Origin of the sequence: Streptomyces sp. HUAS ZL42, assembly GCF_040782645.1 — a bacterium.
In the GTDB taxonomy this organism is placed as follows: Bacteria; Actinomycetota; Actinomycetes; order Streptomycetales; family Streptomycetaceae; genus Streptomyces.
The window spans coordinates 8,021,779-8,034,404 of the sequence record NZ_CP160403.1; the positions used below are offsets into that span (position 1 = coordinate 8,021,779).

The 12,626-nt window shown below is 69.7% G+C and carries 11 protein-coding genes; 9 read left to right on the forward strand and 2 right to left on the reverse strand.

Annotated elements, in window-relative coordinates; genetic code table 11:
* Positions 1-43: 43 nt before the first annotated feature.
* The 9 genes from ABZO29_RS36585 (at position 44) to ABZO29_RS36625 (ending at position 10,196) form a co-directional block, all read left to right on the forward strand.
* Positions 44-796 carry a YebC/PmpR family DNA-binding transcriptional regulator gene (locus ABZO29_RS36585; RefSeq protein ID WP_367324481.1) on the forward strand — a complete coding sequence of 251 codons (753 nt, stop codon included), beginning with the start codon at positions 44-46 and terminating at the stop codon, positions 794-796.
* 144 nt (positions 797-940) lie between these two features.
* Positions 941-1,471, forward strand: coding sequence for a crossover junction endodeoxyribonuclease RuvC (gene ruvC / locus ABZO29_RS36590; RefSeq protein ID WP_367324482.1), 531 nt, complete (start codon positions 941-943; stop codon positions 1,469-1,471).
* The gene (gene ruvA, locus ABZO29_RS36595) at positions 1,468-2,073 is read left to right on the forward strand and encodes a Holliday junction branch migration protein RuvA (protein WP_367324483.1); all 606 of its coding nucleotides are present in this window, start codon (positions 1,468-1,470) and stop codon (positions 2,071-2,073) included. Before ruvC ends, ruvA begins: the two co-directional genes overlap by 4 nt.
* Positions 2,074-2,098: 25 nt before the next feature.
* Entirely contained in the window at positions 2,099-3,169 is a 1,071-nt protein-coding gene (gene ruvB / locus ABZO29_RS36600; protein WP_367324484.1) for a Holliday junction branch migration DNA helicase RuvB, read from the forward strand.
* Positions 3,170-3,357: 188 nt separating this feature from the next.
* Positions 3,358-3,858: a preprotein translocase subunit YajC gene (yajC, locus tag ABZO29_RS36605; protein WP_367324485.1), complete on the forward strand. Its 501-nt coding sequence runs from the start codon at positions 3,358-3,360 to the stop codon at positions 3,856-3,858.
* Between the two features lie 132 nt (positions 3,859-3,990).
* A complete protein-coding gene (secD, locus tag ABZO29_RS36610) occupies positions 3,991-5,769 on the forward strand; it encodes a protein translocase subunit SecD (RefSeq protein WP_367324486.1) in 1,779 nt (592 codons plus the stop codon).
* 5 nt (positions 5,770-5,774) lie between these two features.
* A complete protein-coding gene (gene secF, locus ABZO29_RS36615; RefSeq protein WP_367326339.1) occupies positions 5,775-6,887 on the forward strand; it encodes a protein translocase subunit SecF in 1,113 nt (370 codons plus the stop codon).
* Positions 6,884-7,426 carry an adenine phosphoribosyltransferase gene (locus ABZO29_RS36620; protein ID WP_367324487.1) on the forward strand — a complete coding sequence of 181 codons (543 nt, stop codon included), beginning with the start codon at positions 6,884-6,886 and terminating at the stop codon, positions 7,424-7,426. The genes secF and ABZO29_RS36620 overlap by 4 nt, the downstream gene beginning before the upstream one ends.
* Positions 7,427-7,676: 250 nt before the next feature.
* Complete coding sequence (locus ABZO29_RS36625; protein ID WP_367324488.1) at positions 7,677-10,196, forward strand: bifunctional (p)ppGpp synthetase/guanosine-3',5'-bis(diphosphate) 3'-pyrophosphohydrolase; 2,520 nt, start codon at positions 7,677-7,679, stop codon at positions 10,194-10,196.
* 97 nt (positions 10,197-10,293) lie between these two features.
* Here ABZO29_RS36625 and ABZO29_RS36630 read toward each other — a convergent pair whose 3' ends face one another.
* Together ABZO29_RS36630 and ABZO29_RS36635 are read right to left on the reverse strand one after the other, a co-directional pair.
* Entirely contained in the window at positions 10,294-11,523 is a 1,230-nt protein-coding gene (locus tag ABZO29_RS36630; RefSeq protein ID WP_367324489.1) for a DUF349 domain-containing protein, read from the reverse strand.
* Between the two features lie 143 nt (positions 11,524-11,666).
* Positions 11,667-12,488, reverse strand: coding sequence for a peptidylprolyl isomerase (locus tag ABZO29_RS36635; RefSeq protein WP_367324490.1), 822 nt, complete (start codon positions 12,486-12,488; stop codon positions 11,667-11,669).
* Positions 12,489-12,626 lie beyond the last annotated feature (138 nt).

The following is a 12,626-nucleotide window of genomic DNA, read 5'->3' on the forward strand; positions in this document are numbered from 1 at the left end:
TGGCGTTCGTTGCAGAGATGGGTTACGCGAAGGAGACAGGCAGATGTCCGGCCACTCTAAATGGGCCACGACGAAGCACAAGAAGGCCGTGATCGATGCCAAGCGCGGCAAGCTCTTCGCGAAGCTGATCAAGAACATCGAGGTCGCGGCCCGCATGGGCGGCGTCGACCTCGACGGCAACCCGACGCTCTACGACGCCGTCCAGAAGGCCAAGAAGCAGTCGGTGCCGAACAAGAACATCGACTCCGCGATCAAGCGCGGCGGCGGTCTCGAGGCCGGTGGCGCCGACTACGAGACGATCATGTACGAGGGCTACGGCCCGAACGGCGTCGCGGTGCTCATCGAGTGCCTCACCGACAACCGCAACCGCGCCGCCTCCGACGTCCGCGTCGCCATGACCCGCAACGGCGGCAACATGGCCGACCCGGGCTCCGTGTCGTACATGTTCAGCCGCAAGGGCGTCGTCATCGTCCCCAAGGGTGAGCTGAGCGAGGACGACGTCCTCGGTGCCGTCCTGGACGCGGGCGCCGAGGAGGTCAACGACCTCGGCGAGACCTTCGAGGTCATCAGCGAGGCCACCGACCTGGTCGCGGTCCGCACCGCCCTCCAGGAGGCCGGGATCGACTACGACTCCGCGGAGTCCAGCTTCGTGCCGTCCGTCCAGGTCGAACTGGACGAGGAAGGTGCCAAGAAGATCTTCAGGCTGATCGACGCGCTCGAGGACAGCGACGACGTGCAGAACGTCTTCGCCAACTTCGACGTCAGCGACGAGATCATGGAGAAGGTCGACGCGTAACGCTGCCGCCAAGCTCAACGGGCCGACGGGACACCCCCCGTCGGCCCGTCGCTTTGCCGGGCGTTGGTACGGGCCGTTGTCGGTGGCACCCGATAGCCTGCACAAACAGGCGATCGAGAGGGATCGAGAGGGAGGGGCAGGGGGTTGCGCGTACTGGGGGTGGATCCGGGACTGACCCGATGCGGTGTCGGTGTCGTCGAGGGCGTTGCCGGACGCCCGCTCACCATGCTCGGCGTCGGCGTCGTCCGTACGCCCGTGGACGGGGACCTGGGCCACCGGCTCGTCGCCATCGAGCGCGGCATCGAACAGTGGCTGGACGAGCACCGGCCCGAATTCGTCGCCGTGGAGCGGGTGTTCAGCCAGCACAACGTACGCACGGTGATGGGGACCGCCCAGGCCAGCGCCGTCGCCATGCTCTGTGCCGCCCGCCGCGGCATCCCCGTCGCACTGCACACCCCGAGCGAGGTCAAGGCAGCCGTCACCGGCAACGGCCGCGCGGACAAGGCCCAGGTCGGCGCCATGGTCACCCGTCTGCTGCGGCTCGACGCACCGCCCAAGCCCGCCGACGCCGCCGACGCCCTCGCGCTCGCCATCTGCCACATCTGGCGCGCACCCGCCCAGAACCGACTCCAGCAGGCCGTCGCCCTGCACACATCGAAAGGCCGTACGGGATGATCGCCTTCGTGACCGGCCCGGTCGCCGCCCTGGCCCCGAACTCCGCCGTGGTCGAGGTGGGCGGGATCGGCATCGCCGTCCAGTGCACGCCCAACACACTGTCCGGACTGCGCATGGGGCAGCAGACCAAGCTGGCCACGTCCCTCGTCGTACGGGAGGACTCGCTGACCCTGTACGGCTTCGCGGACGACGACGAGCGGCAGATCTTCGAACTGCTGCAGACCGCCAGCGGCGTGGGACCGCGGCTCGCCCAGGCGATGCTCGCCGTGCACTCGCCGGACGCGCTGCGCCGTGCCGTCGCCACCGGCGACGAAAAGGCGCTCACCGCCGTCCCCGGCATCGGCAAGAAGGGCGCCCAGAAACTGCTTCTCGAGCTGAAGGACCGCCTCGGCGAGCCGGTCGGCGCACCCGCGATCGGCACGGCGGTCACCTCCGGCTGGCGCGACCAGCTGCACGCCGCCCTCATCGGCCTGGGGTACGCGACCCGCGAGGCCGACGAGGCCGTGTCCGCCGTAGCCCCCCAGGCGGAGGCCGCGGGCGGCGCGCCCCAGGTGGGCCAGTTGCTGAAGGCGGCCCTGCAGACCCTGAACCGAGCACGCTGACCCCATCACCGTTGAGGCACATCACATGAACTGGGACGACACGACCGACACCCCCGCCCCCGAGCGGCTGGTGGGCTCTGTCGCCGACCGTGAGGACCAGGCCGTCGAGGCCGCTCTGCGCCCCAAGGACCTGGACGAGTTCATCGGCCAGGAGAAGGTCCGTGAGCAGCTCGACCTCGTGCTGCGCGCCGCACGCGCGCGGGGTGCCACCGCCGACCACGTGCTGCTCTCCGGGGCCCCCGGCCTCGGCAAGACCACCCTGTCGATGATCATCGCGGCCGAGATGGGCGCCCCCATCCGCATCACCAGCGGTCCCGCCATCCAGCACGCCGGCGACCTCGCGGCGATCCTCTCCTCCCTCCAGGAGGGCGAGGTGCTCTTCCTCGACGAGATCCACCGCATGTCGCGGCCCGCCGAGGAGATGCTCTACATGGCGATGGAGGACTTCCGCGTCGACGTCATCGTCGGCAAGGGCCCCGGCGCCACCGCCATCCCCCTCGAACTGCCCCCGTTCACCCTGGTCGGCGCCACCACGCGCGCGGGCCTGCTGCCGCCCCCGCTGCGCGACCGCTTCGGCTTCACCGCGCACATGGAGTTCTACGAGCCCGCCGAGCTGGAGCGCGTCATCCACCGCTCGGCGAACCTGCTCGACGTCGAGATCGAGGCGGACGGCGCCGCGGAGATCGCCGGCCGCTCCCGCGGCACGCCCCGCATCGCCAACCGTCTGCTGCGCCGCGTCCGTGACTACGCGCAGGTCAAGGCCGACGGCTTCATCACCCGCGAGATCGCGGCAGCGGCCCTCGCGGTCTACGAGGTCGACGCCCGAGGCCTCGACCGTCTCGACCGCGCCGTACTGGAGGCCCTGCTGAAGCTGTTCGGAGGTGGCCCGGTCGGCCTGTCCACGCTCGCCGTCGCGGTGGGCGAGGAGCGGGAGACCGTGGAGGAGGTGGCCGAACCCTTCCTCGTCAGGGAGGGTCTGCTGGCCCGTACCCCGCGGGGACGCGTCGCCACCCCCGCCGCCTGGGCACACCTCGGTCTCACCCCGCCCCGCTCGTCAGCCGCGGGAAACGGCCAGCAGGACCTTTTCGGGGCATGAGAAGGCGGTGATGAAGAGGACGACGGCGAGGACATTGGCGGGGTCAGGAACCCAGGTGACATGCTGAGCGTTGTTCCATGCACGCGGACTCGCTTAGACTCCGCCGATGCCGCCCTTGCAGGCGGCGCCGACCACCCCCATCCACCAGGCCGCTCACCGCCGCGGTCGTGCGAAGGAAATTCCGTCCCGTGAATATCGTGACCCTCCTCCCGTTCATTGTGCTCATCGGGGCCATGGTCCTGATGACCCGTTCGGCCAAGAAGAAGCAGCAGCAGGCCGCGAACATGCGGAACGAGATGCAGCCCGGCTCCGGCGTCCGCACCATCGGGGGCATGTACGCGACGGTCAAGGAGGTCAACGAGGACACGGTCCTCCTCGACGCCGGTCCGGGCGTCGAGCTCCTCTTTGCGAAGAACGCCATCGGCGCCGTCCTGACGGACGACGAGTACAACCGCATCGTCCACGGCATCGAGCACGACCTGAAGTCCGACTCCGACGTCGTCCCGGACGACGCCTCCTCCCTCACCGAGACCGACGAGCCCGCCGCCGCTGCCGCCGCCTCCGACGAAAAGTCCGTCGACCTCGGCAAGAAGGACGAGACCGAGGAGACGTCCGACGACATCGAGGCCGCCGAGGCCAAGACGGACGCGGAGCCGAAGAAGACCGACGGCGACTCCGACGCGAAGTAGCCCTGTCGTGGGGCGCGCGGGTCAGACTCGCGCGCCCCACGACATGCGCATCTCGTCAGGGGATCCCGAACCATGTCATGGCCGCAGCAGCGCTGACCCGGCGCGGGGCGGCCCGAGAGGGAGTACGAGAAGGTGGCAGCACCTAACAAGGGCCGGAGCGCGAGCGCCCAGAGCAAGCCAGGGCGCTCGCTGGCCCTGATCCTGATCGCCATCGTGGGGCTCACCGGAGGCATGTTCGCCACCGGACACACCACCCCGCGTCTGGGCATCGACCTTGCCGGCGGTACCAGCATCACGCTGGAGGCGAAGGCCGACCAAGGGTCCGCGATCAACAAGGCCAACATGGACACCGCGGTCGAGATCATGAACCGCCGTGTCAACGGCCTGGGCGTCTCCGAGGCGGAGGTGCAGACCCAGGGCGACCGCAACATCATCGTGAACATCCCCAAGGGCACCAACTCCAAGGAGGCCCGGGAGCAGGTCGGCACCACCGCCAAGCTGTACTTCCGTCCGGTCCTGGCCCAGGAGGCCACCGGTTCCGCCGCCACCGCCTCGCCGAGCCCGTCCGCGAGCGGCTCGTCCAGCGCCTCGCCGAGCTCGCCGGCGAGCCCTTCCGCGACCGCCTCCGGCACCGGTGAGAAGGCGACCTCCTCGGCGTCCCCGTCGGCCACCGCCACCTCGCAGGGCCGCGCCGTCACCGACGCGCTGAAGGCCGACTCCTCGCCGTCCGCGTCCGCGACCGACGGCGCAAAGGCCTCCGCCAGCCCGTCGGCCTCCGCGAGCGGCGGCGCCACCACCGCCGAGGACGCCGCGCTGCAGGCGAAGTACGCGGCCCTGGACTGCACGAAGGAATCGGTCCGCGCCAAGACCGGCGAAGGCGTCAAGCCCGGCGACTCGACCGTCGCCTGCGGTGAGATCGACAAGGTCTGGTACAAGTACCTGCTGGGCCCGGCCGCCGTCGACGGCACCGACGTCAAGAAGGCCCAGGCCGTCTTCGACACGCAGACCGCCGCCGGCTGGCAGGTCAACATGACCTTCACGTCCAAGGGCTCCAAGAAGTTCGCCACCGTCACGGGGCAGCTCGCACAGAACACCCAGCCGCAGAACGAGTTCGCCATCGTGCTCGACGGCGACGTCGTCTCCAGCCCGTACGTGCAGCAAGCGATCACCGGCGGCCAGGCCCAGATCTCCGGCAGCTTCAAGCAGGAGGAGGCCCAGAGCCTCGCCAACATGCTGTCGTACGGTGCGCTCCCGCTCTCCTTCAAGGAGCAGAGCGTCACCACCGTGACCGCCGCGCTCGGCGGCGACCAGCTGCGCGCCGGTCTGCTCGCCGGTGCCATCGGCCTCGCGCTGGTCGTCATCTACCTGGTGGCGTACTACCGCGGCCTGTCGATCGTCGCGATGGCCTCGCTGCTCGTCTCCGCGGTCCTCACCTACGTGATCATGGCGTTGCTCGGCCCGGCCATCGGCTTCGCGCTGAACCTGCCGGCCGTGTGCGGTGCCATCGTCGCCATCGGTATCACCGCGGACTCGTTCATCGTGTACTTCGAACGCATCCGGGACGAGATCCGTGAGGGCCGCTCGCTGCGTCCCGCCGTCGAGCGGGCCTGGCCGCGTGCCCGGCGCACCATCCTGGTCTCCGACTTCGTGTCGTTCCTCGCCGCGGCGGTGCTGTTCATCGTGACCGTCGGCAAGGTCCAGGGCTTCGCGTTCACGCTCGGCCTGACCACCGTCCTCGACGTCGTCGTGGTGTTCTTCTTCACCAAGCCGCTGATGACGCTGCTCGCCCGCCGGAAGTTCTTCGCGAGCGGCCACAAGTGGTCGGGCCTCGACCCGAAGAGCCTGGGTGCGCAACCGCCGCTGCGCCGCACCCGCCGTCCCTCCGCCCCCGTCGAGACGAAGGAGGCGTGAGAGAGATGTCGAAACTCGGCAACCTCGGCGCCCGACTGCACCGTGGCGAGGTCAGCTACGACTTCATCGGCCACCGCAAGCTCTGGTACGGCATCTCCGTCCTGATCACCATCACGGCCATCGTCGGCCTGGCGGTGCGCGGCCTGAACATGGGCATCGACTTCCAGGGCGGTGCCGTCTTCACGACTCCGAAGACCAGCGTCTCCGTCTCGCAGGCGGAGACCTTCGCCGAGGAGGCGTCCGGCCACGAGGCCGTCGTGCAGAAGCTCGGCGACGGCACGATGCGCATCCAGATCGCCGGCATGGACACCCAGCAGTCCGACAAGATCAAGGACACGCTCGCCGGGGACTTCAAGGTCGATCCGGAGTCGATCGCCGCCGACCTGGTCGGTCCCAGCTGGGGCGACCAGATCGCCAACAAGGCCTGGCAGGGTCTGGCGATCTTCATGGTCCTCGTCGTGATCTACCTGGCGATCGCGTTCGAGTGGCGCATGGCCATCGCCGCGCTCGTCGCCCTGATCCACGACATCACCATCACCACCGGCATCTACGCCCTCGTCGGCTTCGAGGTCACGCCGGGCACGGTGATCGGTCTGCTGACCATCCTGGGTTACTCGCTCTACGACACGGTCGTCGTCTTCGACAGCCTCAAGGAGCAGACGAAGGACATCACCAAGCAGACCCGCTGGACCTACAGCGACATCGCCAACCGCTCGATCAACAGCACCCTGGTCCGTTCCATCAACACCACGGTGGTCGCGCTGTTGCCGGTGGCGGGCCTGCTCTTCATCGGCGGTGGCTTCCTCGGAGCGGGCACGCTCAACGACATCTCGCTGTCGCTGTTCGTCGGTCTGGCCGCCGGTGCGTACTCCTCGATCTTCATCGCCACGCCGCTCGTCGCCGACCTCAAGGAGCGCGAGCCGCAGATGAAGGCCCTCAGGAAGCGGGTCCTGGCCAAGCGGGCCCAGGCCGCCGCCGAGGAGGAGCTCGCGCAGGCGCGCGGCGTCGACGTGTACGGCGACGAGCCCGAGGACGCCGCTCCGGCGGTCGTCGGCCCGCGCAGTCAGCCCGCGTCCCGTGGGCGGGGCCGTGGCCGACCCTCCGGGAAGCGCCGATGACCACCGGCATCAAGGAACTTCTCCTCAGCCGCATCCGCGACGTGGCCGACTACCCGGAGCCGGGCGTGATGTTCAAGGACATCACCCCGCTTCTGGCGGACCCGGCGGCGTTCACGGCCCTCACCGACGCGTTCGCCCAGACCGCCGAGCGCACCGGCGCCACCAAGGTCGTGGGCCTGGAGGCCCGTGGCTTCATCCTGGGCGCCCCCGTCGCCGTCCGCGCGGGCATCGGCTTCATCCCCGTACGCAAGGCGGGCAAGCTCCCCGGAGCCACCCTGAGCCAGGCGTACGACCTGGAGTACGGCTCGGCCGAGATCGAGGTGCACGCGGAGGACCTGCGTGAGGACGATCGCGTGCTGGTGGTCGACGATGTGCTCGCCACCGGGGGTACGGCAGAGGCGTCACTGGAGCTGATCCGCCGCGCGGGTGCCCGGGTCGCGGGCGTGACCGTGCTGATGGAGCTCAGCTTCCTGGCCGGGCGCGCCCGGCTGGAGGCGGCGCTCGACGGGGCGCCGCTGGAGGCACTGCTCACGATCTGAGCCACCTGCGTACGAGCGCTCGGGGAGCTTCCGGGCACCGGCGCGAAAGGCGCGCGCAAGGCGCTGGAAAGGCGCATGCCACGTGTGGGACACCGCGGAGGCGGGCCCGGAGGAATCCGGTGCCCGCCTCTTGTGTTTCTCGGGTAGACGGCCCTCACATCGGCCTGAAGGCGATCCCGGAGCCCAGGATCGCTACGATGGGTCCTCCGGAGCCTGACCGGGGGACCCGGATCGCGCACGAGGAGTCCTCTTGCCAGACGAGGCCCAGCACCTGACCGCCGCCAAGCCCGAGTCCGCCTCGGCGCCCGCGGCCACGCCCGCGCCGCATGCGAAGAAAGACACCCGCGGGCCGGTCGAGCACGCCCGGTCCGCGCCTGTCGACAAGCCGGCCGAGCAGCCACGGCCCCAGCCTGCCCCGCCCGAGCGCTCCGGGTCCGCGGCCCGCCCGGCCGCGGGCCAGCCCGCCCGCTCCGGCTCCTCCAACCGCGTCCGTGCCCGTCTGGCCCGTCTCGGCGTCCAGCGCGCGAACCCGTACAACCCGGTCCTGGAGCCGTTGCTGCGGATAGTCCGCAGCAACGACCCGAAGATCGAAACGGCGACGCTGCGCCAGATCGAGAACGCCTACCAGGTCGCCGAGCGCTGGCACCGCGGCCAGAAGCGCAAGAGCGGCGACCCGTACATCACGCACCCCCTCGCGGTGACCACGATCCTCGCCGAGCTGGGCATGGATCCGGCCACCCTCATGGCGGGCCTGCTGCACGACACGGTCGAGGACACCGAATACGGCCTGGACGACCTGCGCCGCGACTTCGGCGACGTGGTCGCGCTCCTCGTCGACGGCGTCACCAAGCTGGACAAGGTCAAGTTCGGTGAGGCCGCGCAGGCCGAGACCGTGCGCAAGATGGTCGTCGCGATGGCCAAGGATCCGCGCGTCCTGGTCATCAAGCTCGCCGACCGTCTGCACAACATGCGCACCATGCGCTACCTCAAGCGCGAGAAGCAGGAGAAGAAGGCGCGCGAGACCCTCGAGATCTACGCGCCGCTCGCCCACCGCCTGGGCATGAACACCATCAAGTGGGAGCTGGAGGACCTCGCCTTCGCGATCCTCTATCCCAAGATGTACGACGAGATCGTCCGCCTCGTCGCCGAGCGCGCCCCCAAGCGCGACGAGTACCTCGCCGTGGTGACCGACGAGGTCCAGGCCGACCTGCGTGCCGCCCGCATCAAGGCGACCGTCACCGGCCGCCCGAAGCACTACTACAGCGTCTACCAGAAGATGATCGTCCGCGGCCGCGACTTCGCGGAGATCTACGACCTGGTGGGCATCCGCGTCCTGGTGGACACGGTCAGGGACTGCTATGCGGCCCTGGGCACCGTCCACGCCCGCTGGAACCCGGTTCCAGGGCGGTTCAAGGACTACATCGCGATGCCCAAGTTCAACATGTACCAGTCGCTGCACACGACGGTCATCGGCCCCAACGGCAAGCCGGTCGAGCTCCAGATCCGCACGTTCGACATGCACCGCCGCGCCGAGTACGGCATCGCCGCGCACTGGAAGTACAAGCAGGAGGCCGTCGCGGGCGCCTCCAAGGTCCGTACGGACGCTCCCAGGACGTCCGGCAAGGACAAGGACGCCATCAACGACATGGCGTGGCTGCGGCAGCTCCTGGACTGGCAGAAGGAGACCGAGGACCCCAGCGAGTTCCTCGAGTCGCTGCGCTTCGACCTCTCCCGCAACGAGGTCTTCGTCTTCACCCCGAAGGGCGACGTCATAGCGCTCCCGGCCGGGGCGACACCGGTGGACTTCGCGTACGCGGTCCACACGGAGGTCGGCCACCGGACGATAGGAGCCCGCGTCAACGGCAGGCTCGTACCGCTCGAATCGAACCTGGACAACGGCGACCTGGTGGAGGTCTTCACCTCCAAGGCCCCCGGCGCGGGTCCCTCCCGCGACTGGCTCGGCTTCGTGAAGTCCCCGCGGGCCCGCAACAAGATCCGCGCCTGGTTCTCCAAGGAACGCCGGGACGAGGCGATCGAGCACGGCAAGGACGCGATCGCGCGCGCCATGCGCAAGCAGAACCTGCCGATCCAGCGCATCCTGACCGGCGACTCGCTGGTGACGCTGGCGCACGAGATGCGCTACCCCGACATCTCCTCGCTGTACGCGGCGATCGGCGAGGGCCATGTGGCCGCGCAGAACGTCGTGCAGAAGCTGGTGCAGGCCCTCGGTGGCGAGGAGGCCGCCACCGAGGAGATCGACGAGGCGGTACCGCCGTCCCGCACCCGCGGCCGCAAGCGGCGCAGCAGCCAGGACCCCGGCGTGGTCGTCAAGGGCGTCGACGACGTCTGGGTCAAACTGGCCCGCTGCTGTACGCCCGTCCCCGGCGACCCGATCATCGGTTTCGTCACGCGCGGTAGTGGCGTATCGGTTCACCGCAGCGACTGCGTCAACGTGGAGTCACTGTCCCGTGAGCCGGAGCGCATCCTCGAGGTCGAGTGGGCGCCCACCCAGTCCTCGGTCTTCCTGGTCGCCATCCAGGTAGAGGCGCTGGACCGCTCCCGCCTCCTCTCGGACGTCACCCGGGTCCTGTCGGACCAGCACGTCAACATCCTGTCCGCGGCCGTCCAGACCTCCCGGGACCGCGTCGCCACGTCCCGCTTCACCTTCGAGATGGGCGACCCGAAGCACCTCGGCCACGTACTGAAGGCCGTACGGGGCGTGGAGGGCGTCTACGACGTGTACCGGGTGACGTCGGCGCGCAGGCCGTAGCAGCCGCCGCGAGGGCCGCAGCTGCCGCCCCAAGCACGTCAGAGGCCCCCGTACGCGACGTACGGGGGCCTCTTCGGTGGCCTGTGGCCGACTGCCGTCAGCCGCCGAACTCCTGCAGGCCCTTCAGCGCCTGGTCCAGGAGCGCCTGGCGGCCCTCCAGCTCCTTCTCGAGCTTGTCGGCCCGGGCGTTGTTGCCCTGGGCGCGCGCCTGCTCGATCTGGCCCTGCAGCTTGTCCACGGCGGCCTGGAGCTGGCCCGTCAGACCCTCGGCACGCGCGCGTGCCTCAGGGTTCGTCCGGCGCCACTCGGCCTCCTCGGCCTCCTGGATGGCCCGCTCGACGGCGTGCATACGGCCCTCGACCTTCGGCCGGGCGTCACGCGGCACATGGCCGATGGCCTCCCAGCGCTCGTTGATCGAGCGGAACCCGGCGCGGGCCGCCCTGAGGTCGGTGACCGGCAGGAGCTTCTCGGCCTCCTCGGCCAGCTCCTCCTTCAGCTTCAGGTTCTCGGCCTGCTCGGCGTCCCGCTCGGCGAACACCGAGCTGCGGGCGGCGAAGAACACGTCCTGGGCACCGCGGAAACGGTTCCACAGATCGTCCTCGTGCTCGCGCTGGGCGCGCCCCGCCGCCTTCCACTCCGCCATCAGCTCGCGGTAGCGCGCGGCCGTCGGACCCCAGTCGGTCGACCCCGACAGGGACTCGGCCTCGGCGACCAGCCGCTCCTTGGTCCTGCGGGCCTCCTCGCGCTGCGCGTCCAGCTGCGCGAAGTGCGCCTTGCGGCGCTTGGAGAACGCCGACCGCGCGTGCGAGAAGCGGTGCCACAGCTCGTCGTCCGACTTGCGGTCGAGTCGTGGCAGCCCCTTCCAGGTGTCCACCAGGGCCCGCAGCCGCTCGCCGGCCGCCCGCCACTGGTCGGACTGCGCCAGCTGCTCCGCCTCGGTGACCAGCGCCTCCTTGGCATGCCGTGCCTCGTCGGACTGCCGCGCCCGCTGCTGCTTGCGCTCCTCCCGCCGCGCCTCGACGGTCGCCACGAGCTTGTCCAGCCGGGCCCGCAGCGCGTCCAGGTCACCCACGGCGTGATGCGCGTCGACCTGCTCGCGCAGATGGTCGATGGCGGTCTGGGCGTCCTTCGCCGACAGGTCGGTGGTCTGCACTCGCTTCTCGAGGAGGCCGATCTCGACAACCAGGCCCTCGTACTTGCGCTCGAAGTAGGCCAGCGCCTCCTCAGGGGAGCCGGCCTGCCAGGAACCGACGACCTGCTCGCCGTCGGCCGTACGCACGTACACGGTCCCCGTCTCGTCGACGCGGCCCCACGGGTCGCTGCTCACAGCGCCTCCTCCACATGATGCCCGCCGGGGCCTCGGCGCCCCCGGGCATCGTCCACAGTTTCGTCACGGCCAACATAGGCGACCAGCGGGTTGCCTGTCCGCATCCCGCGCGACCGAAATTGCGCAGTTGGCCGTGCTGAGCATCAGGATTTCGTGACCGTCGCCTTGTTGATCACGACTGTCGCGTTCGGCGCCCCGTCACCGGCGCCCGTGCTGTCGCCCGCGGCCGCGATCTTCTTCAGGACCTTCAAGCCCGATTCGGACACGGTACCGAACGGTGTGTAGCTGGGCGGAAGCTGACTGTCCTGGTACACGAGGAAGAACTGGCTGCCGCCGGTGTGCGCCTGGCCGGTGTTCGCCATCGCGACCGTACCCGCCGGGTAGACGTTGTCCTTGAGGCTCTTGTCCTTCAGATTCTCGTCCGGGATCGTGTAGCCGGGACCGCCGCTGCCGCTGCCCGTCGGGTCGCCGCACTGCAGCACGTAGATGCCGCTCGTGGTGAGCCGGTGGCACTTGGTGTGGTCGAAGTAGCCCTCGCCCGCCAGGAAGTTGAACGAGTTCACGGTGTGCGGGGCCGCCGACGACTTCAGGGCGATGTCTATGTCACCGCACGTCGTCGCGAGCTTCATCGTGTACTTCGCCGACTTGTCGATGGTGATCGCCGGCTCCTTCTTCCAGGTCAGCGGCTTGACCTTGCCGGAAGCGGCCTTCTCGCACGGGTCCTTCGCGGCGCTCGGGGTGGGCTCCGCGCTCGCGCTGGCACTCGCGTCGGCCTTGTCGTCGCCGTCGTCCTTGAGGACCCCGGTCGTGTACAGCGCCAGGCTGCCCACCAGGATCACCCCGAGCACCGACGCGATCACCGAATTGCGCACCCGCGCCTTGCGCCGCGCGGCCGTGCGCCGCTGCTGCTGCCGCAAGAACTTCTCCCGGGCGAGCTGCCGCTTCCGCTGTTCCTGGGTGACCACCGGGTTCTCTCCTCATGCGTCTCGTACGTCGACTGGGACGCGTGCGTCTTGTGAGCCGACCACCTGCGTGTGCCCCGTACCGTATATGGGTTCGCTGAGGAATCGGCAGCGCCGGTAGGCTTCTGACCACAGCTGCAG

What these genes read in the sequence shown, in the direction of transcription:
- ruvA (WP_367324483.1), top strand. Translation starts at nt 1,468, where the DNA reads ATGATCGCCTTCGTGACCGGCCCGGTCGCCGCCCTGGCCCCGAACTCC.
- ABZO29_RS36585 (WP_367324481.1), top strand. Translation starts at nt 44, where the DNA reads ATGTCCGGCCACTCTAAATGGGCCACGACGAAGCACAAGAAGGCCGTG.
- ruvB (WP_367324484.1), top strand. Translation starts at nt 2,099, where the DNA reads ATGAACTGGGACGACACGACCGACACCCCCGCCCCCGAGCGGCTGGTG.
- secF (WP_367326339.1), top strand. Translation starts at nt 5,775, where the DNA reads ATGTCGAAACTCGGCAACCTCGGCGCCCGACTGCACCGTGGCGAGGTC.
- ABZO29_RS36620 (WP_367324487.1), top strand. Translation starts at nt 6,884, where the DNA reads ATGACCACCGGCATCAAGGAACTTCTCCTCAGCCGCATCCGCGACGTG.